The sequence below is a fragment of the Atlantibacter hermannii genome (genome assembly GCF_009907385.1).
GTDB lineage: Bacteria > Pseudomonadota > Gammaproteobacteria > Enterobacterales > Enterobacteriaceae > Atlantibacter > Atlantibacter hermannii_A.
In genome coordinates this window covers 1-20824 of record NZ_JAAATR010000106.1, presented here as the reverse complement: position 1 = coordinate 20824, position 20824 = coordinate 1, and the positions used below count along the sequence as shown (strand labels likewise).

20 protein-coding genes are annotated in these 20824 nt (G+C 56.1%); 10 read left to right on the top strand and 10 right to left on the bottom strand.

What is annotated here, in order from left to right; all coding sequences use genetic code 11:
• Position 1: 1 nt before the first annotated feature.
• The 3 genes from yghX to GV764_RS20255 all read right to left on the bottom strand — a co-directional run bounded on the left by yghX (position 2) and on the right by GV764_RS20255 (position 2071).
• The gene (gene yghX, locus GV764_RS20265; RefSeq protein ID WP_161661767.1) at positions 2-889 is read right to left on the bottom strand and encodes a YghX family hydrolase; all 888 of its coding nucleotides are present in this window, start codon (positions 887-889) and stop codon (positions 2-4) included.
• A 97-nt stretch (positions 890-986) separates the two neighbouring features.
• Positions 987-1484, bottom strand: coding sequence for a TIGR00645 family protein (locus tag GV764_RS20260; protein WP_144131468.1), 498 nt, complete (start codon positions 1482-1484; stop codon positions 987-989).
• 89 nt (positions 1485-1573) lie between these two features.
• Positions 1574-2071, bottom strand: coding sequence for an ESA_00282 family adhesion-associated protein (locus tag GV764_RS20255; protein WP_161661765.1), 498 nt, complete (start codon positions 2069-2071; stop codon positions 1574-1576).
• Between the two features lie 103 nt (positions 2072-2174).
• On the opposite strand from GV764_RS20255, the gene GV764_RS20250 reads away from it, so the two are divergent.
• The 3 genes from GV764_RS20250 (at position 2175) to GV764_RS20240 (ending at position 4015) form a co-directional block, all read left to right on the top strand.
• A complete protein-coding gene (locus GV764_RS20250) occupies positions 2175-2579 on the top strand; it encodes a hypothetical protein (protein WP_161661763.1) in 405 nt (134 codons plus the stop codon).
• A 3-nt stretch (positions 2580-2582) separates the two neighbouring features.
• A complete protein-coding gene (locus tag GV764_RS20245) occupies positions 2583-3032 on the top strand; it encodes a cytoplasmic protein (protein WP_161661760.1) in 450 nt (149 codons plus the stop codon).
• 86 nt (positions 3033-3118) lie between these two features.
• Complete coding sequence (locus tag GV764_RS20240; protein ID WP_161661758.1) at positions 3119-4015, top strand: SDR family oxidoreductase; 897 nt, start codon at positions 3119-3121, stop codon at positions 4013-4015.
• A 55-nt stretch (positions 4016-4070) separates the two neighbouring features.
• Here the strand turns inward: GV764_RS20240 and exbD are convergent, their stop codons facing one another.
• Both exbD and exbB read right to left on the bottom strand, forming a co-directional pair.
• Positions 4071-4496 (bottom strand): TonB system transport protein ExbD, encoded by a 426-nt coding sequence (exbD, locus tag GV764_RS20235; RefSeq protein WP_125293698.1) that lies wholly within the window; start codon positions 4494-4496, stop codon positions 4071-4073.
• Positions 4497-4502: 6 nt separating this feature from the next.
• Positions 4503-5234 carry a tol-pal system-associated acyl-CoA thioesterase gene (exbB, locus tag GV764_RS20230; protein ID WP_161661756.1) on the bottom strand — a complete coding sequence of 244 codons (732 nt, stop codon included), beginning with the start codon at positions 5232-5234 and terminating at the stop codon, positions 4503-4505.
• Positions 5235-5475: 241 nt separating this feature from the next.
• Between exbB and metC the strand changes: the two genes are divergently transcribed.
• On the top strand, positions 5476-6663 hold the full coding sequence (gene metC, locus GV764_RS20225) for a cystathionine beta-lyase (RefSeq protein ID WP_161661754.1): 1188 nt from the start codon (positions 5476-5478) through the stop codon (positions 6661-6663).
• 122 nt (positions 6664-6785) lie between these two features.
• Positions 6786-7439 carry a DedA family protein gene (locus GV764_RS20220; RefSeq protein WP_161661752.1) on the top strand — a complete coding sequence of 218 codons (654 nt, stop codon included), beginning with the start codon at positions 6786-6788 and terminating at the stop codon, positions 7437-7439.
• A gap of 31 nt (positions 7440-7470) precedes the next feature.
• On the opposite strand, the gene GV764_RS20215 is transcribed toward GV764_RS20220, so the two are convergent.
• Positions 7471-8367, bottom strand: coding sequence for an AraC family transcriptional regulator (locus GV764_RS20215; RefSeq protein ID WP_161661750.1), 897 nt, complete (start codon positions 8365-8367; stop codon positions 7471-7473).
• A 187-nt stretch (positions 8368-8554) separates the two neighbouring features.
• Here GV764_RS20215 and yqhD point away from each other — a divergent pair, with 187 nt between their 5' ends.
• The 3 genes from yqhD to GV764_RS20200 all read left to right on the top strand — a co-directional run bounded on the left by yqhD (position 8555) and on the right by GV764_RS20200 (position 12276).
• Positions 8555-9718, top strand: a complete 1164-nt coding sequence (gene yqhD / locus GV764_RS20210) for an alcohol dehydrogenase (RefSeq protein WP_161661748.1) — start codon at positions 8555-8557, stop codon at positions 9716-9718.
• Positions 9719-9820: 102 nt separating this feature from the next.
• Entirely contained in the window at positions 9821-10648 is an 828-nt protein-coding gene (dkgA, locus tag GV764_RS20205; RefSeq protein ID WP_161661745.1) for a 2,5-didehydrogluconate reductase DkgA, read from the top strand.
• 173 nt (positions 10649-10821) lie between these two features.
• A complete protein-coding gene (locus tag GV764_RS20200; protein ID WP_161661743.1) occupies positions 10822-12276 on the top strand; it encodes a DASS family sodium-coupled anion symporter in 1455 nt (484 codons plus the stop codon).
• Positions 12277-12312: 36 nt separating this feature from the next.
• On the opposite strand, the gene GV764_RS20195 is transcribed toward GV764_RS20200, so the two are convergent.
• From GV764_RS20195 to parC, 4 genes are all read right to left on the bottom strand, one after another.
• On the bottom strand, positions 12313-14496 hold the full coding sequence (locus GV764_RS20195; protein ID WP_161661740.1) for a YgiQ family radical SAM protein: 2184 nt from the start codon (positions 14494-14496) through the stop codon (positions 12313-12315).
• Between the two features lie 127 nt (positions 14497-14623).
• The gene (gene ftsP, locus GV764_RS20190) at positions 14624-16036 is read right to left on the bottom strand and encodes a cell division protein FtsP (protein WP_161661738.1); all 1413 of its coding nucleotides are present in this window, start codon (positions 16034-16036) and stop codon (positions 14624-14626) included.
• A gap of 57 nt (positions 16037-16093) precedes the next feature.
• On the bottom strand, positions 16094-16831 hold the full coding sequence (locus GV764_RS20185; RefSeq protein WP_161661736.1) for a 1-acylglycerol-3-phosphate O-acyltransferase: 738 nt from the start codon (positions 16829-16831) through the stop codon (positions 16094-16096).
• Positions 16832-17057: 226 nt separating this feature from the next.
• Positions 17058-19328, bottom strand: coding sequence for a DNA topoisomerase IV subunit A (gene parC / locus GV764_RS20180; RefSeq protein WP_161661734.1), 2271 nt, complete (start codon positions 19326-19328; stop codon positions 17058-17060).
• A gap of 249 nt (positions 19329-19577) precedes the next feature.
• On the opposite strand from parC, the gene GV764_RS20175 reads away from it, so the two are divergent.
• Together GV764_RS20175 and GV764_RS20170 are read left to right on the top strand one after the other, a co-directional pair.
• Positions 19578-20159, top strand: a complete 582-nt coding sequence (locus GV764_RS20175; RefSeq protein ID WP_161661731.1) for an NAD(P)H-dependent oxidoreductase — start codon at positions 19578-19580, stop codon at positions 20157-20159.
• An 89-nt stretch (positions 20160-20248) separates the two neighbouring features.
• Entirely contained in the window at positions 20249-20563 is a 315-nt protein-coding gene (locus GV764_RS20170; RefSeq protein WP_161661729.1) for a putative quinol monooxygenase, read from the top strand.
• Positions 20564-20824: the final 261 nt, after the last annotated feature.

Genomic DNA, 20824 nt, shown 5'->3' with positions numbered 1-20824 from the left:
ATCAATGCAGATATTTTTCAAACCATGCCAGCGTTCGCTGCCAGGCCAGCTCAGCAGCCGCCTTGTCGTAACGCGGCGTGGAATCATTGTGAAAGCCGTGGTTCACGCCGGGGTAGATATGCGCTTCGTAGGTTTTCCCGGCTTTTTTTAGCGCAGCTTCCCAGGCGGGCCAGCCCTCGTTAATGCGGGTATCCAGTTCGGCGAAGTGCAGCAGCAGCGGCGCTTTCACTTTTTCCGCATCCTGCGCAGGCGGTTGGCGGCCATAAAACGGCACCGCCGCCGCCAGTTCCGGATACGCCACCGCCGCGGCATTCGATACCCCACCGCCATAGCAAAAGCCCGTCATGCCCACTTTGCCGGTCGCGTCTTTGTGTTGCATTAAAAACTCAATGGCGGCGAAAAAATCATTCATCAGTTTTGTGGGATCCACATCCTGCTGGAGTTTGCGCCCTTCATCATCATTGCCCGGATAGCCGCCAACGGAGCTCAGTCCGTCCGGGGCCAGCGCAATATACCCGGCTTTGGCTACCCGCCGCGCCACGTCTTCGATATAGGGATTTAAGCCACGATTTTCGTGCACCACCACCACGGCAGGCACTTTACCGGCTGCTTTTGCGGGTTTCACCAGATAGCCGCGCACCTCGCCATGGCCGTTTGGCGATGGATAGGTGATGTACTCCGGCAGGATCTCCGGGTCGGTAAACAGCACCTGTTCCGCCAGGGCATAGTCAGGTTTTAACAGGTCGAAAAGCGCCAGCGCGGTTAATCCGCCCACGGCGTATTTAGTCGCCAGCTCGAGGAATTCGCGTTTGGTGATTTTGCCGTGGGCGTAATAGTCGTAGTAGTCGAGCAGTTGCTGTGGAAAGTCTTTGGCGGTGAGGCGCGTCATAGCAGGCTCCGGCGTATCGCTGACGAAAGTTATTTAAGCGAAGCACAACACGGCGGATTTGCACAGAAATTCGCCACGGGATGCCCGTGGCGAACGATTATTTGTGATCGTGGCGGGTGAGCTTATCGAGATAGCCCATCACGAATGCGGAGAGGACGAAAGTCAGATGGATGATGACGTACCACATCAGCTTGTTATCCGGCACGTTGCGCGCATCCATAAAGACCCGCAGCAGATGGATGGAAGAGATAGCGACAATCGACGCGGCGACTTTGTTCTTCAGCGAGCTGGCATCCATTTTACCCAGCCAGTTGAGCTTCTCTTTATGCTCGTCGATATCGAGCTGCGAAACGAAATTCTCATACCCCGAGAACATCACCATCACCAGCAGCCCACCGACCAGCGTCATGTCCACCAGCGACAGCAGCACCAGGATCAGATCGGCTTCCGCAATCTCGTAGATGTTCGGAAGAACGTGGTACATCTCCTGGAAAAATTTTAACGTCAGGGCCAGCAGCCCTAAAGACAAACCAAAGTAGACCGGCGCGAGTAGCCAACGTGAGGCATACATAGCGTTTTCAAAAAAACGTTCCATAGGGTCCTGATAGATAGCCAAGGGGCGCTCAGTATAACGCAGAAATGTTAACCGCTTGCAACAGCCTGATGCGCCTTGCAAGCAAGTTGTTAAATATCTTCAGGGTTGACCTCCGGGCGCGCATACTCAGGCCAGACCAGCGCCACCAGCGCCGGGTAGGCCTCCAGACTGAACTCATGAAAACAGTGGCGCATATTGAGTACTTCGATATCGGAGAGCAGTACTAATTCTCCGTTCAGGCAGCGTTTTTTAATATTTTCGTAATATTTATACACTGCGGAATTGAGATCGCTACAACGCCGCTGCGCCTCAAATAACCCCGGCGTGGCGTTCAGTTCATCAAAACGCATCCGCTTTACCGTGGCGTTGATAAAGTCCATGTATTCATGATTAACCCGCCAATACCACACTGGCGTAATGGAATTAAGCAGCGCGGAAAAATGATCCTCGCCCTGTTCTTTGCTGGCAGGCCCGCGCACATCAGGTTCAACCACTGGCGATTTATTGGCTCCATCCTGGCGCATTAATATCAATATGCCGATCATCAGCAGTAATACGGTAAGAATTAAATAAACAACTGTGTTCATGCACCGAACCCATTTTTTTGATTTTAAAATTAGCACATGGTATCGTCAACGCAACCCATCAAAGCCATAACCGTAACACACTGTAGTATAAGGAAATTATATCATGTTGCCCGATTATCTCGTGGCGGCGCGTTACGTTATTTCTACGCCTGCTACCCCGCCGCAGCCCGACAGCGCAGATGAAAATTTCACTCAAGGAATACCCGATATCAGAGAGCACGAGAAAGATATTTTAAGCCGGACTTCATTGGCGGGGCAACGGAGTCACGCTTTACTTGAGGAGCGCGACCGCCACATTAAAGAGCGCCTGTTCTGCGCGGCTAAAATTGATAGCTTTGCGCACGTGCTTAATTCTCTTCTCGAACAACAAAAAATAAGTCCGGAAGAGATCAGCCAATTAATTCATGAGCAAACAACGTTGATCAACGATCAGGGTAACAAAATTTGGCTTAATCTTATTACCCGTGAGTCAACGGAGCCTGTTTTTTATCAATTAGGGGATAAATAAACAATGGAAAAACAGGAAACCGAAAAATATTTTACTTTGGATAAGCAAGAAGAACAAAAATTTATATTAAGTCAGAACAGACAGGCGCTGATTGATATTCGTAATGATGATATTGCGTACTACACGCAGGAAGTCGCCATCCCTGCCGCGCTGGTGCAGTTAAAATGGCAAAACCGCCGGGAAATTTACGCGCTGAAGGTCAAAGAAGAGATCTACGGTGCCGTGCTGTGCGCCATCATGAAAAAAAATCCCACGCTAAAAAACGCGCTGGAAGCGCAGATTGAAGCGTGTTATCAGCAACTCAAAACCGACGAAGCCGCGACGCTTATGATAAGCCGCCAGCTTGCTGAAAAACAGTATAAAACCCATACCGTTCCGACTCTGCCACCGGAGGAAATCACGCCTGCCGAAGCCGACGCAGCCGTTTCGCCTACTTCCACCCCCGGTCTCTGATATATTCAGGAATATCCTGAATCCGCCTGAAAACTTGCGCCCGGGCACTATCCTTAAAGGGAATTTTCTACTGATGGAGATCCCTTATGGCTAACGATCAAACCCACGTTCAGGACCCCACCAACCAGTATTACACCGGCGAATACCCGAAGCAGCGCCAGCCTGTTCCGGGTATCCAGGCGAAGATGGATCCGGTCCCCGACTGCGGCGAGAAAAGCTACGTAGGTTCGGGCCGCCTTAAGGATCGTAAAGCGCTGGTCACCGGCGGCGACTCGGGTATCGGGCGCGCGGCGGCCATCGCTTACGCGCGTGAAGGCGCGGATGTGGTGCTGAACTATCTGCCTGACGAGCAGGAAGACGCCGAAGCGGTGAAAAAGCTGATTGAAGAGGCCGGGCGTAAAGCGGTGCTGATCCCCGGCGATTTGAGCGATGAGACGTTCGCTCGCAGTCTGGTGGACCAGGCGGTGAAAGCGCTGGGCGGGCTGGACATCCTGGCGCTGGTTGCCGGTAAGCAGGTCGCCGTGCAGGATATCGCCGAGATCACCAGCGAGCAGTTCACCAAAACCTATGCGGTCAATGTGTTCGCGCTGTTCTGGATAACCCAGCAGGCGCTGCCGCACCTGAAACCCGGCGCAAGCATTATCACCACATCATCGATTCAGGCGTATCAGCCAAGCCCACACCTGCTGGATTATGCGTCCACCAAAGCCGCGATCCTCAACTTCACGCGCGGGCTGGCGAAGCAGATCGCCGAGAAAGGCATTCGCGTCAACTGCGTAGCGCCTGGCCCCATCTGGACCGCATTGCAGATTTGCGGCGGTCAGCCGCAGGAGAAACTGCCGGAATTCGGCAAGCAGACGCCGATGAAACGCGCAGGCCAACCCGCCGAGCTGGCACCGATTTATGTTTATCTGGCCAGCCAGGAATCCAGCTACGTGACGGCGGAAGTCCACGGCGTGACCGGCGGCGAGCATTTAGGCTAAACCGCAGGCAACAAAAAAGGCGTGGTCTTCACCACGCCTTTTTAATGTCCGGAAATCACTTCGCTTTCGCCGTTTCCTGGCCGACTAAGCCAATCTTCAGGTATCCCGCCTGGTGCAGGGTATCCATCACTTTCATCATGGTTTCGTAATCAACGGTTTTATCCGCGCGGAAAAACACCGTGGTGTCCTTCTTGCCTTCCGTCAGCGCGTCGAGCTGCGCGATCATGGTTTCCTCGGTAATCGGCTCATTGCCAAGGAACATCGATTTGTCCGCTTTCACCGACACGTAAATCGGTTTTTCCGGGCGCGGCTGCGGCTGGCTGGTGGAGGCCGGCAGGTTCACTTTGACGTCAACCGTCGCCAGCGGCGCGGCCACCATAAAGATAATCAGCAGAACCAACATCACGTCGATAAACGGCGTCACGTTGATTTCATGCATTTCGCCGTTGTCGTCGAGATTCTCGTTAAGACGCATTGCCATAGGGCATTAACCTACACGTAATTTCTGAGCGGTACGCACCGGGCGCGCAGAAGAAGCATTCAGATCCAGATCGCGGCTTTGCAGCAGCAGGATCTGCGCGGCGACGTCGCCCAGCGTGGCTTTGTAGCTGCCGATCATACGCGCGAAGATGTTGTAAATCACCACCGCCGGGATAGCGGCTACCAGACCAATCGCCGTCGCCAGCAGCGCTTCCGCGATGCCAGGCGCTACCACCGCGAGGTTGGTGGTTTGCGTCTGGGCGATACCGATAAAGCTGTTCATGATGCCCCACACGGTGCCGAACAGGCCCACAAACGGGGAGATCGCGCCGATGGTGGCAAGGTAACCGTTGCCACGCCCCATATGGCGGCCAATTGCCGCCACGCGGCGCTCAAGGCGGAAACCGGTACGCTCTTTGATCCCTTCGTTGTCTTCGCTGCCTTCGGAGAGCTCAAGCTCTTCCTGGGCTTCGTTAATCAAGGCGGTGCTGAGACTTTTGCCGTGGAAGGAGGCGGAAATTTCGCTGGCGTCGTTCAGGGAACGGGCTTTCGCTAACAGCTGCTGCTCGCGCTTAAGGCGGCGCTTCTGGCTCATCAGTTCAGCGCTTTTGCTAAAGAAGATCGCCCAGGTCACGACGGAGGCCAGGATCAGGCCAATCATCACCATTTTCACCACGATATCAGCGTGCTGATACATACCCCAGACGGAGAGATCCGTCTGCATCAACTCATTACCCACTCTGTATCTCCAGGACAAAAATCACAAAACTGCTGCTAATAATATCAAAACATCATCGAATTGATAGTAGTTCTCATTAGTATTTGCATGGTGTCGGAAAAAGGCGCGATTTTCCTTGCGCTTACGCAGTAAATCGAATCAGCAGAATATTTTTTAACTTTTTACGGTTTGTTGAAGAAATCCTGACCGCTTATCGTGGTAACGTATGGACATCCAGACGTATAAACAGGATCCCGCTCAGATGACAAAGCAGCACCTCGAAACCGCGCTGGTCAATGCCGGCCGCAGCAAACGTTATACCCAGGGCTCAGTGAATAGCGTGATCCAACGCGCCTCGTCACTGGTATTCGACAGCGTGGCCGCCAAAAAAGCCGCTACCGCAGGGCGAGCGTCCGGCGAGCTGTTTTACGGGCGGCGCGGCACCCTGACCCACTTCTCGCTTCAGGAAGCAATGTGCGAACTGGAAGGCGGCGCGGGCTGTGCGCTGTTCCCCTGTGGGGCGGCGGCGGTGGCGAATACCCTTCTGGCGTTTGTCGAACAGGGCGATCATGTACTGGTGACAAACACCGCATATGAACCGACACAGGACTTCTGCACAAAAATCCTTGGCAAGCTCGGCGTAACCACCAGCTGGTTCGACCCGCTGATCGGCGCAGGCATCGCGGATCTGATCCAGCCGAATACCCGAATCGTGTTTCTGGAATCGCCCGGCTCCATCACCATGGAAGTGCACGATGTCCCGGCGATTGTCGCCGCCGTGCGCCGTATCGCCCCCGAGGCGATTATCATGATCGACAACACCTGGGCGGCGGGGGTGCTGTTTAAGGCGCTGGATTTCGGGATTGATATTTCGATTCAGGCGGGCACCAAATACCTGATCGGCCATTCCGACGGCATGGTCGGCACCGCGGTCGCCAATGCCCGCACCTGGGCGCAACTGCGGGAAAATGCCTATCTGATGGGCCAGATGCTGGATGCCGATACCGCTTATATGACCAGCCGCGGTCTGCGCACGCTGGCGGTGCGGTTGCGTCAGCATCATGAAAGCAGCCTGAAGGTCGCTGAATGGCTGGCGGCGCATCCGCAGGTGGCGCGCGTCAATCATCCGGCGCTGCCCGGCAGTAAAGGCCACGAATTCTGGAAACGCGATTTCCTCGGCAGCAGCGGTTTATTCTCTTTTATCCTGAAAAAACGCCTTACCGAGACCGAGCTTGCAGCGTATCTCGATAATTTCAATTATTTCGGCATGGCCTATTCCTGGGGTGGCTTTGAATCGCTTATTCTTGCCAACCAACCTGAAGAGATCGCCGCCATCCGTCCGGACAGCCGCGTCGATTTCGACGGCACGCTGGTTCGCGTTCATATCGGCCTTGAGAATGTCGAAGATCTTATTGCCGATCTGGAGGCTGGTTTCGGGCGCATAGCCTGAAGTTGCCAGTGCTGGACAGCGAAAAGGACAGAATAGTCCGTATTTATTGGGCCCCGGATCAAACCGCTCCGGGCATTTTGCGATTACAATAACCCTATACACGCTGTTCGTCAGGATTATCCATGGTTGTTATTCAGAATATTGTTTCCGCGCTCTGGCAGCATGATTTCGCTGCGCTGGCGGACCCGCATGTTGTCGGCATTGTTTACGGCGTGATGTTTGCCACGCTGTTTCTGGAAAATGGGCTGTTACCCGCCTCATTTTTACCCGGTGATAGTTTATTGCTGCTGGCAGGCGCGCTGGTAGCTAAAGGCGTGATGGATTTCGTGCCGACCATGCTGATCCTGACCTCCGCCGCCAGCCTCGGCTGCTGGCTGAGCTACGTGCAAGGCCGCTGGCTGGGCAATACCCGAACGGTAAAAGGCTGGCTGAAGCAACTGCCGACGAAATATCACCAGCGCGCCACCTGCATGTTCGACCAACACGGCCTGCTGGCGTTGCTGGCCGGGCGTTTTCTGGCGTTTATTCGCACCCTGCTGCCGACAATGGCGGGCATTTCCGGCCTGTCCAATCGTCGCTTCCAGTTCTTTAACTGGCTCAGCGCGTTTCTGTGGGTCGGCGTGGTGACCAGCTTCGGCTATGCGCTCAGCATGATCCCCTTCGTGAAGCGCCATGAAGATCAGGTGATGACCTTCCTGATGGTGCTGCCCATCGTGCTGCTGGTGGCGGGCTTTATTGGCGCACTGACGGTCGTTCTGAAGAAAAAATTTGCCTGATCGATCACCTCGCCGCCAGGCGGGGTGATGGCTATCCCTGCAAGGTGCGCATCCGCGCCGCGTCTTCTCCCGGCGTCACGCCGAAATAGCGTTTAAATTCCCGACTGAACTGCGATGCGCTCTCATAACCCACGCGCATCGCCGCCGCGCTGGCTTTCATCCCGTCGTGAACAATCAGCATTCTGGCCTTATGCAGGCGGAACGTTTTGATGTACTGCAACGGCGAGGTGCTGGTCACCGACTTAAAGTTATGGTGAAACGCCGAGACGCTCATATTGGCGTCCAGCGCCAGCTGGTCCACGGTCAGGTTTTCGGTGTACTGGTTTTCAATACGCTTCAGCACGCGGCTTATCAGGCTGAAATGCGTCTGGCGGCTGACCAGCGCCAGCAGCGCCCCGCCCCGCGGCCCCATCAACACGTGGTAGAGAATTTCACGAATAATCGATTTCCCGAGGATCCGCGCATCCAGCGGCTTATCCAGCACGTCAATCAACCGCTCAATGGCGCAGAGGATTTCATCGGAAAGCACGGCGGAGTTAATCCCGCTGGCGCACTGCGCCGGGTGAAACGCGTCGTCTTCACCGATATCCATCAGCAGGGTTTGCAGTTGTTGAACGTCGACGTTGATGCGAATGCCCGCCAGCGGCGTGTCCGGCGTGGCGAAGGTTTCACACTCAAACGGCAGCGGCACCGTCAGCAGCAGGTATTCGTTGGCGTCATAGCGAAACACCCGATCGTTAAGGTAACCGGTCTTATTGCCGGAAAAGAGAAATATGATGCCAGGCTGATACATCACTGGCGTGCGCGGGTGCGGCTGGGTGCCGTACAGCAGGCGGATCTCCGGCAGCAGCGCGCTGATTTCTTCCTCATTATTTTTCAGAAGGTTAACTTTATTTGCCAGGTGCTGGCAGATTTGCTGACGGTTCATGACTCGCTACGCCGTGGTTAATATTCACGCTTCACATTGTGCGCAAAAAATTGCGGATCCTCCAGCGCTCTGGAGAAACAGGCAAGACACCGGCAGAAATGAGCATTGAGCATCCCGGTAGCCGCGCCCACAATATATCCCATCGCCACGCTGTGGCTCTCTGTTCACCCACTTAACGGGAGTTCCCATGAATAATTTCGATCTGCATACCCCAACCCGAATCCTGTTTGGTAAAAATTCCATCGCTCAGCTGCGGGCGCAAATTCCGGAAGGCAGCCGCGTGCTGATCACTTACGGCGGCGGCAGCGTCAAGAAAACCGGCGTGCTGGACCAGGTGTATGACGCGCTGAAAGGCCTGGACGTGCTGGAATTCGGCGGCATCGAGCCGAACCCGTCCTATGAAACACTGATGAAAGCGGTTGAAGTAGCCCGCAAGGAGAACGTGACCTTCCTGCTGGCCGTCGGCGGCGGTTCGGTACTGGACGGCACCAAATTTATCGCCGCCGCCGCGCACTACCCGGACGGCGTCGATCCGTGGGAAATTCTTCAGACTTCCGGCAGCAAAATCACCCGCGCCATCCCGATGGGTTCGGTACTCACCCTGCCCGCCACCGGCTCTGAATCCAATAAAGGCGCGGTGATTTCCCGTCGCGCCACCGGCGACAAACAGGCGTTCCATTCCCCGTTCGTGCAGCCGGTATTCGCGGTTCTCGATCCGGTGTATACCTTTACCCTGCCACCGCGCCAGGTTGCGAACGGCGTGGTGGATGCGTTTGTTCATACCGTTGAGCAGTACATCACTTACCCGGTGAACGCCAAAGTGCAGGACCGCTTCGCGGAAGGCATTTTGCTGACGCTGGTGGAAGATGGCCCGAAAGCGCTGTCAGAACCAGAAAACTATGACGTGCGCGCCAACGTGATGTGGGCGGCGACCATGGCGCTGAACGGCCTGATCGGCGCGGGCGTGCCGCAGGACTGGGCGACCCATATGCTGGGCCACGAACTCACCGCGATGCACGGTCTCGACCATGCGCAGACGCTGGCGGTGGTGCTGCCGTCGCTGCTCAACATCAAGCGCAACGAAAAACGCGCCAAACTGCTGCAATACGCGGAGCGCGTCTGGAATATCACCGAAGGCAGCGAAGATGCGCGTATTGATGCCGCCATTGCCGCGACCCGTAATTTCTTCGAGCAGATGGGCGTGCCGACTACCCTGTCCGGCTACGGTCTCGACGGCACTTCTATCCCCGGTTTGCTGGCGAAGCTGGAAGAACACGGCATGACGAAACTCGGTGAACACAAAGACATTACCCTGGATGTGAGCCGTAAAATTTACGAAGCCGCGCGCTAAGCTTTTTATCGACCGACCTTTCGTTTTCGGCTTTTTCGTCCAGAATTAAGTCACTCGACTTACCCCGCTGCACCTTGCGGGGTATTCCAAAAGGAGGAATTTATGGCAAATCCGACCGTAATTAAGCTTCAGGACGGTAATGTTATGCCACAGCTCGGCCTTGGCGTGTGGAAGGCAGGGAATGACGAAGTCGTCCCCGCGATCCATAAAGCGCTTGAGGTGGGGTATCGCTCCATTGATACCGCTGCGGCATACAAAAACGAACAGGGCGTGGGGCAAGCCATTCACAGCGCGGGCATTCCGCGTGAAGAACTGTTTATCACCACCAAACTGTGGAACGACGATCAGCAGCGTCCTCAACAGGCGCTGGAAGAGAGTCTTGAGAAGCTTAAGCTCGATCATGTCGATCTCTATCTGATGCACTGGCCGGTGCCGGCAATCGATCGCTATGTCGACGCCTGGAAAGGGATGATTGAGCTGCAAAAGCAAGGGCTCGCTAAAAGCATCGGGGTGTGTAACTTCCAGATTAACCATTTGCAACGCCTGATTGATGAAACGGGCGTCACGCCGGTGATCAACCAGATCGAACTTCACCCGCTGCTGCAACAGCGCCAGCTTCACGCCTGGAACGCCACGCACAAGATCCAGACGGAATCCTGGAGCCCGCTGGCTCAGGGGGGCGAAGGGGTGTTTGACCAGAAAGTGATCCGCGAACTGGCGGATAAATACGGCAAAACGCCGGCGCAAATCGTGATCCGCTGGCATCTGGATTGCGGGCTGGTGGTGATCCCGAAATCGGTCACGCCTTCCCGTATCGTGGAAAACTTTGACGTCTGGGATTTCCGTCTTGATAAAGATGAACTCGGCGATATTGCTAAACTCGATCAGGGTAAACGGCTGGGGCCGGACCCGGATCAGTTCGGCGGTTAATCCTTATCAACCCGGCGCCCGGCGCCGGGTTTTTTCAGAATTTTTTAATCCTCATTTCTGCGTTTGAACAGTAACCCCCTTCCGCTCCATCGATAAAATGCTTATCTATCAATGAATTATTCGCAACCTGAATGATTCACCGTTTATAATAACTTTCTGATAAGGATTTCATCGTGGGTGCGACGCCTTCCCGAGCCGTTAACTGGCTTAAGCTGATTGTGATTCTGATCCCGGCCGGGCTGCTATGGCAGCTTCCCCCTCCCGGCGGATTAACCCTTCCCGCCTGGCACAGCGCGGTGATTTTCGTTGCCACCATCGTCTGCATCGTGGCGAACGTGCTGCCGATTGGCGCGGTGGGGATTATCGGCATTACGGTGTTTGCCCTGGTACGCGCTGCGGGCGACGTGAAAGCCAGCGATGCCATTACCACCGCGCTGAGCGAACTCAACAGTTCGCTGATCTGGCTGATCGTGGTGGCGTTTATGATCGCGCGCGGGTTTATCAAAACCGGTCTCGGACGGCGCATCGCGCTGCAAATGATCCGCCTGCTGGGTAAGCGCACCCTGGGGCTGGCGTGGGGCCTGGCGTTTGCCGACTTGATCCTTTCTCCGGCGATGCCCAGCAATACCGCGCGCTGCGGCGGCGTGATTTACCCCATCGCCGATGCGCTTTCCCGTAGTTTTGATTCCCGACCGGAAGATGAATCGCGCAGCAAGATCGGCACCTTTCTGATTGCCTGTATCGGCAACGTCAATGACGTCACTGCCGCGCTGTTTATGACTGGCTATACCGGCAACCTGCTGGCGGTGAAACTGGCAGCTAACGCCGGGGTAACGATCACCTGGGGAAGCTGGTTTTTAGCGGCGCTGCTACCCTGCCTGGTGTCGCTGATCGTGGTGCCGTTACTGGTTTATGCGCTGGTGCGCCCCACGATTACCCATACGCCCGATGCGCCAAAACTGGCTATCAGCGAACTTGAAAAAATGGGGCCGATCGCCAAAGGCGAATGGCTGATGCTCGGCACCATCGTGCTGCTGCTGGTGCTGTGGATTTTTGGCGATACGCTGGGCGTTGACCCGACTACCGCCTCGTTTGTCGGTCTGTCGGTGCTGCTGTTAAGCGGCGTCCTCTCCTGGGAAGACGTCAAAAGCGAAAAAGGTGCGTGGGATACGCTGATCTGGTTTGCGGCCCTGCTGATGATGGCGAACCAGCTTAAGAAACTCGGCTTTACCACCTGGTTTGGTAACGTGATTGGGGAAAGCCTGGCGAGTTCGTTGCAGGGAACCAGCTGGATTGTGGTGCTGTTACTGCTTAACGCAGCGTATTTTTATACTCACTACTTCTTTGCCAGCGGCAACGCGCAAATCGCCGCGCTGTATGCGGTGTTTCTCGGCGTGGGCAGTCACCTCGGCCTGCCGATTGTCCCGCTGGCGTTTATGCTGGCGTTCAGCAGCAGCCTGTATTGCTCATTAACCCAATATACCCACGCCCGCGGCCCGATCCTGTTCGGCGCGGGGTACGTGCCCACTGGCATATGGTGGCGCACCGGGTTTGTGGTCAGCCTCGTGAATCAGGCCATTTTTATGGGCGTAGGCCTGGCGTGGTGGAAGGTGTTAGGGCTGTATTGAGCGTAAAAAAGGGGGAAATCATTCCCCCTTTTCTCATTAACGTTGACGCGCTTTGGCAGCGCTTTTAACGCGTTTTTTGTTGTCAGCCGGCGTCTGCCGCTGATGCTCCACCGGCGTATGTTTGGTTAACGCCGGGCGGGTATGACGATTCTGGCGGCGCGCTTCACGCATTTCTTCAATGGTCGGCGAAGGCACCAGGCAATCGCGGCGTGAGCCAATCAGATGTTTTTTACCCATCGCCTCCAGCGCCTGACGGATCAGCGGCCAGTTGGCTGGATCGTGATAACGCAGCAGCGCTTTATGCAGGCGACGCTGTTTATCCCCTTTCGGCACCACCACGTCTTCACTCTTATAACCAATCTTACTCAGCGGGTTCTTGCCGGTGTAATACATGGTGGTGGAGTTGGCGAGCGGTGACGGATAGAAGTTTTGCACCTGATCCAGACGGAAGCGGCGCTGTTTCAGCCACAGCGCCAGGTTTACCATGTCTTCATCGCGCGTCCCGGGGTGCGCGGAGATAAAGTACGGGATCAGGTATTGCTCTTTACCGGCCTGTTTAGAGTAGGTGTCGAACAGCTCTTTAAAGCGATCGTAGCTGCCCATGCCCGGCTTCATCATTTTCGACAGCGGGCCTTCTTCGGTGTGCTCCGGCGCAATTTTCAGATAGCCGCCAACGTGGTGCGTCGCCAGCTCTTTGATGTAACGCGGATCTTCCACGGCGATGTCGTAACGCACGCCGGAAGCGATCAGGATCTTCTTGATGCCTTTCAGATCGCGCGCCCGGCTATAGAGATTGATCGTCGGCTCGTGGTTGGTGTCCATATGCTGGCAAATGTCCGGATAGACGCACGACAGGCGGCGGCAGGTTTGTTCCGCGCGCGGCGATTTACAGCGCAGCATATACATATTGGCGGTTGGCCCGCCTAAATCGGAGATCACGCCGGTAAAGCCGGGAACCGTGTCGCGAATGGCTTCGATTTCGTTGATGATCGAGTCTTCTGAGCGGCTCTGAATGATGCGACCCTCATGCTCGGTGATCGAACAGAATGAACAGCCGCCGAAGCAGCCGCGCATGATGTTGATCGAAAAGCGGATCATCTCATACGCCGGAATACGGCTGTTACCGTACGCCGGGTGCGGCACGCGCTGGTACGGCAGAGCGAACACGCTGTCCATCTCTTCGGTAGACAGGGGGATCGCGGGCGGGTTAATCCAGATATAACGCTCGCCGTGTTTTTGCATCAATGCACGCGCGCAGCCCGGATTGGTTTCATGGTGCAGGATGCGCGACGCGTGGGCGTAAAGCACTTTGTCGCCTTTGACTTTTTCAAACGACGGTAGCAGAACGTAAGTCTTTTCCCACGGCTTCGGACGCGGCGGCTGCACGACAACGGCCTTCGCTTCGGCTTTCTTTGGTTCAACCGGCTTGTTATCCGCGCACGGCAAATCTTCGCCGTAAGGATGCGGGATCGGGTCGATTTTGCCCGGCATATCGATGATGCGAGAATCCACCCCGCTCCAGCCCGGCAGCGCCTCTTTCACCATGATTGCGGTATTGCGCACATCGCGGATCTGCCCCACCGGCTCGCCCTGCGCCAGACGGTGCGCCACTTCCACCAGCGGGCGCTCGCCGTTGCCGAAGATCAGCATGTCGGCTTTGGAATCCACCAGCACCGAGCGGCGCACGGTATCAGACCAGTAGTCGTAGTGCGCGGTACGGCGCAGGCTGGCTTCGATGCCGCCGAGGATCACCGGCACGTCTTTCCACGCTTCTTTACAGCGCTGGGTATAAACCAGCGTTGCGCGATCGGGACGTTTACCCGCCACGTTATCCGGCGTATAGGCGTCGTCGTGGCGCAGCTTACGGTCAGCGGTGTAGCGGTTGATCATGGAGTCCATGTTGCCCGCCGTCACTCCGAAGAACAGGTTCGGTTTACCCAGGCGCATAAAGTCGTCTTTGGTGTTCCAGTCCGGCTGGGCGATGATGCCGACGCGAAAGCCCTGGGCTTCCAGCATGCGCCCGCAAATCGCCATCCCGAAGCTCGGGTGGTCGACGTAGGCATCTCCGGTAACCAGAATGATGTCGCAGCTATCCCAGCCAAGTTGATCCATTTCCTCACGGGACATCGGCAAGAACGGCGCCGGGCCGAAACAGGCGGCCCAGTACTGGGGCCAGGAGAAAAGGTCGCGATCGGGTTGGATCAGACTTATAGCGCTCATAATGCTTCCGGGGTGGTAAAAAAATAGACAAAGGGCGGCGATTATACGTTGTATCGCCGCCAGAAAAGAAGAGGTAATAACAAATCCTTTACGCCCCTTTTCCCGCTGGGAAAAGGGAACGAAAAGTTTACGGTGCCGGGTTCACCAGAATCTGGCCGATTGAGCCGCGATCCGCCATCTCCAGCGTTTGGCTGCCGTACAGGAACGGGAAGTGCTCCCAGGACGGCTGCGAGAAATAAACCAGCAGCTCTACCTGCCCGTCGACCCACACCGTGTCTTTCCAGCCGCGATCTTCCGGGAACGGCGCGGCACCGTTGACATGGCGGATCAGGAACTGGACGCCCTCAATATGGAACGACTGCGGCGAATCGGAACGTACCGTCCAGCGCTCCCAGGAGCCCTGTTGAGTAGTGATGTCCAGACGCTTCATATCCCACAGCTGACCATTAATACCCGGATCGTCGCCCAGCGTGATATCGCGGCTGCGCACCGGGCTGCCGTCCAGAATGTTGTTCGGCAGCAAACGCATCGGCAGCGTATCGGTCACCAGCGGTAGCAGGCCGGTCGGGCGCAGCGTCAGCACCAGCGTGGAGATCAAAATACTCGACGGCTCAAAGAAGCCGCGCAGGCGATCCATAATGCTCGCCGCTTCACCGCAGGTAACGGACACTTCATCGCCGTTGGTCATATCCACCAGGATTTCGCGGCGTTCGCCCGGCGCGAGGGAAAGCTGCTTGACGGAAACCGGCGCGGGCAGAAAGCCCTGGTCGCTGGAAATCACGTGCAGCGGGCGGCCATCGCTCATCTGCAACAGATAACGGCGGGCGTTAGAGGCGTTCAGCAGGCGCAAACGCACCCAGCCGCGCGACACCTCCACATACGGGCTTTGCGCGCCGTTGACCAGCAGCGTGTCGCCAACAAAGCCGCCGCTGCCCGGTTCGCTGTATTCCGGCGTCCCGAAGTTATCCAGCCGCTTGTCCTGAATGATTACCGGAAAATCGTCCACGCCGTAGTGGTTGGGGATCGGCAGCGCTTTGCTGACCTCGTCTTCCACCAGCCACATGCCCGCCAGGCCGTTGTAAACCTGCTGGGCGCTGCGATTGGGGGTATTGGCGTGATACCAGAGCGTCGCCGCTGACTGGCGGATCGGCAGCACCGGCGCCCAGTCGGCGCTGGCGGACATCATGCGCGACGCGCCGCCAATCAGCGGGCCGGGAACCTGTAAACCGCTCACCGTCATCGCTACGTTTTCAGCCAGGCGATTACTGTAAATCAGTTTGACGTCATCGCCGTTCCAGACGCGAATCGTCGGCCCCAGATAGCGGCCATTGACGCCCCATACCTGCGCCCGGGTACCGGTCGTAAACGACCAGTGGGTGCGTTGCAGGGTAAGAAATAGCGGCTGACCGCGCCGTGATTCAAGGAGCGGCGGGATCGGCAGCGGTTGCTGCTGCCCTGCCGCATGTGCCGTCAGTGGCGCTGCGCCTGCACAGAGAACCCATCCCGATGCCTGAATAAACTGACGCCGACTGAATGACATACTTTGCTCCGTGTAAACTATCAACATCGCGAGGAAGGGCTCCCCGCGAGGTAAAACTTAGATATTGCCTGATGCTTCGCGCTCGGCCACTTCCTGGTCCAGCTCTTTGATTTTGGCTTCCATGATTTCACGGCAATGGGTCGCCAGCGCACGCACCTGATCCTTCTGCCAGGCGGACGTATCGATAGGCGGCATCACCTCAACAATCACCAGGCCATTTTTCCAGCGGTTGAGATTGATTTTGTTGTGGGTGTTGGAGACGCAAACCGGGATGATCGGTACGCCTGCCGCCAGCGCGGCATGAAACGCGCCGGTTTTAAACGGCATCAGGCCGCGACCGCGGCTGCGGGTGCCTTCCGGGAACATCCAGATAGAGATGCGGCGCTTTTTAATCTGGTTTACCACCTGAGCGATGGTGCCGTGCGCTTTGGCGCGGTTGTCGCGGTCGATCAGCAGGTTGCCGGTCAGCCAGTAGAGCTGGCCGAAGAACGGGATCCACAGCAGGCTTTTCTTACCCACCGTCACCGTCGGCGGGATCACAACGTTTGCCGCCGTCACCATATCGTAATTATTCTGATGGTTGGCGATGAAGATGGCATTACCGAACTTATCGGCATCCGGCGGCAGACGCTTTTCAACTTTCAATCCAAAAACGGTGGAGAGGCGGCCAAACATATGGCCAAAGGTAGCGACGTGGCGCGGATTACGCGGGCTGAACAAGCACCAGATACAACCCAGAATGCAAACAACAATGCAGTAGATCACGACAAAAATAATACGAAGAATAAGTAACATAACTACCTCTGAAGCCCTTGTCGCAGACAAGTATACTGGCTTTGTCGCAAAAACACCGCTCCGGTCAAGGATGACCGCGGCACAATACGGCTGATTTCCCAAACGCGTATTCTTATGCGCGACGCATCAACACACAATGGCTGAGTTATAAAAAAGTTACGCTGACGTACTGCGCGGTAACGGCAGCGAGAGAACAACTCACGCTGCCGCGATGGTCGGCGCTTGATTACTCTTCGCTATTTCCCGCGTCAGGACGCAGCGGCGAATCCACGTCGATACGGTCGATGCGTTGCAGGCCGCGCATCAGGGTGCCGCGACGCCCGCGTTCCCCGTGCACTTTTTGCAGCTCTTCCGGGCGCATTTTGATTTTGCGTTTGCCGACGTGGAAGGTCAGCGTGCTTTGCGGCGGCAGCAACAGCAGGTGCGCCAGCTTATCGTCGCCTTTCGCCGCTTCCGCCGATGGAATTGAGATGATTTTATTCCCCTTACCTTTCGACAACTGCGGCAAATCGGACACCGGGAACATCAGCATGCGGCCTGCGGCGGTGATTGCGAGCAGCATGTCCTGTTCATTGACGATTTCGATCGGCGGCAGCACATGGGCGTTTTCCGGCAGGGTGATCACCGCTTTGCCTGCCCGGTTGCGGGCAATCAAATCGTTGAAAGTACAGACGAAGCCATAGCCGGAATCCGAGGCCATCAGCAGCTTCTGATCCTCATTGCCCATCAGCATCTGCTCAACCACCGCGCCCGGCGGCAGCGTCAGTTTACCGGTAATCGGCTCACCCTGCCCGCGCGCCGATGGCAGCGTAATCGGGTCGATGGCGTAGCTGCGGCCCGTGGAGTCGATAAACACCACCGGCTGGTTGCTCTTGCCTTTCGCGGAGGCCAGCCAGCTGTCGCCCGCTTTGTAACTCAGGCCCTGCGCGTCGATGTCGTGGCCTTTGGCGCTGCGCACCCAGCCCATCTGCGACAACACGATGGTGATCGGCTCCGATGGCAGCATGTCGTGCTCGCTCATGGCTTTCGCTTCGCTGCGCTCATGCAGCGGCGAGCGGCGGTCGTCGCCATAAGCCTCGGCGTCGGCCTGTAGCTCTTTCTTCAGCAGGGTATTCATTTTGCGCTCGGAGGCCAGAATCGCCTGGATCTGATCGCGCTCTTTTTCCAGCGCATCCTGTTCGCCGCGGATTTTCATCTCTTCGAGCTTCGCCAGGTGGCGCAATTTCAGCTCAAGAATGGCTTCAGCCTGGGTTTCGCTCAGTTCGAAACGCGCCATCAGCACCGGCTTCGGCTCATCTTCGCTACGAATGATGTGAATCACTTCGTCGATGTTCAGGAACGCCACCAGCAAGCCTTGCAGGATATGCAGGCGCCTGAGCACTTTTTCCAGACGATAATTCAGGCGGCGGCGCACCGTATCGCGACGGTACGCCAGCCATTCGGTCAGGATCTCCAGCAGGTTTTTCACCGCCGGGCGATTATCCAGACCGATCATATTCAGGTTTACGCGATAGCTCTTTTCCAGATCGGTGGTGGCGAACAGGTGGTTCATCACCTGTTCCATATCCACGCGGTTGGAACGCGGCACGATCACCAGACGCGTCGGGTTCTCATGGTCCGACTCGTCGCGTAAATCGTCCACCATCGGCAGCTTTTTATTGCGCATCTGGGCGGCGATTTGCTCCAGCACGCGCGCGCCGGAAACCTGGTGCGGCAGCGCCGTGATCACCACCGCGCCGTCCTCTTTCTTCCACACCGCGCGCATACGCACCGAACCGCGGCCGCTCTGGTAGATTTTGCGGATCTCGGCGCGCGGCGTAATGATTTCCGCTTCAGTCGGGTAATCCGGGCCCTGAACAATATCCAGCACGTCATCCAGGGTGGTTTTCGGGTTATCAATCAGGCTGATGGTGGCTTTCGCCACTTCACGCAGGTTGTGCGGCGGAATATCCGTCGCCATACCCACCGCGATGCCGGTGGTGCCGTTTAACAGAATATTCGGCACCCGCGCCGGCAGCATTTTCGGCTCGTCTAAGGTGCCGTCAAAGTTAGGCACGAAATCCACCGTGCCCTGGCCCAGCTCGCTGAGCAGCAGTTCGGCATATTTTGACAGGCGTGATTCGGTATAACGCATCGCCGCGAAGGATTTCGGATCGTCCGGCGCCCCCCAGTTCCCCTGGCCATCTACCAGCGGATAACGATAGGAGAACGGCTGGGCCATGAGCACCATCGCCTCATAACAGGCGCTGTCGCCGTGCGGATGGTATTTACCCAACACGTCGCCCACGGTACGGGCCGATTTTTTAAACTTGGCGCTGGCGTTGAGGCCCAGTTCCGACATCGCATACACGATGCGGCGCTGTACCGGTTTTAAACCGTCGCCGATAAAGGGTAACGCCCTGTCCATGATGACGTACATGGAGTAGTTCAGATAGGCGTTTTCCGTGAACTCATGCAGCGCAAGACGCTCTGCACCATCCTGAGTTATGTCACTCATTAATCGTTATACCTCGAACAGGGGCCGCAGGGTGAAGTAGCGGCAATATTGCCGCAGATAGTACCTTATCTGAAGAGCGAGTCCCAGCGTGGGATGGGATCTTTCCTGTATTTAACACCAGTAATCAGATAACCGCTTCAGACGTTGATTATTGCTCATCTGGCAAAAGTCTTTGCACTTTTTGCTAATTTTACCGTCCCGTACGATCCGTTATCATTCATGCCAAATGCAATTATTCGAGGATAAATAATGAGCAACGTGCTTATCATCAACGGCGCAAAACAATTCGCGCACTCTAAAGGCCAGCTTAACGACACCCTGACCGACGTCGCGCACAGCTTTCTGCGCGACCTCGGACACGATGTTCAGGTGACCCGCGCCGACAGCGATTACGATATTCAGGCCGAAGTGCAGAAATACGTCTGGGCCGACGTGGTGATTTACCAGATGCCGGGCTGGTGGATGGGCGCGCCGTGGACCGTGAAAAAATACATTGATGACGTGTTCACTGAAGGCCACGGCACTTTGTACGCCAGCGATGGCCGTACCCGCTCTGACGCCAGCAAAAAGTACGGCTCCGGCGGCCTGATTCAGGGCACCAGATATATGCTCTCCCTGACCTGGAACGCGCCGCTTGATGCGTTCACCGACGAAGATCAGTTCTTCCACGGCGTGGGCGTCGACGGCGTGTATCTGCCGTTCCATAAGGCTAATCAGTTCCTGGGCATGGACGCGCTGCCGACCTTTATCACTAATGACGTGATCAAAATGCCGGACGTGCCGCGTTATATTCAAGAATATCGCGAGCATCTGGCGGCAATTTTTGCTTAACTGAATGCCTGTTACTCTATCCTGATTAAGAGAGCCGCGGCTTGCCGCCTGCGGCTGCTGTTCTAAGGATTTATCACAAGGAGTTTTTCATGCTGACAGTTATTGCAGAAATCCGCACGCGTCCGGGCGCACATCATCGCCAGGCGGTGCTGGATCAGTTCGCCAAAATTATTCCCACCGTGCTGGCGGAAGAAGGCTGCCACGGCTATGCGCCGCTGGTGGATGTGAATGCCCAGGTGAGCTTCCAGTTCACCGCGCCCGACTCCATCGTGATGCTGGAGCAGTGGGAAAGCGTGCCGCATCTTGAAGCGCACCTTCAAACGCCGCATATGAAAGCCTGGAGCGAAGCGGTGAAAGGCGACGTGCTGGAAACCCATATCCGTATTCTGGAACAGGGCGTTTAAGCGCTCATTCAGGATCAAAAAAGGCGATGAAGATTCATCGCCTTTTTTATTGCCGACCACCTCTGTCTACACGTTAATGAGATGCCCGCACCATTTCATTAAGACTGTCCGGTAAGTAAAAAAAGACATTACGCATAAAATCGCTCTATTGCTGTCTGAAAACGCGCGTGCTGCCCTTTTCAGAAAAATAGCTTGTCAAATCGGACATCATGTCCGATTTATGATTTTTTCTGTGATTACAAACACATTAAGAATCGACAC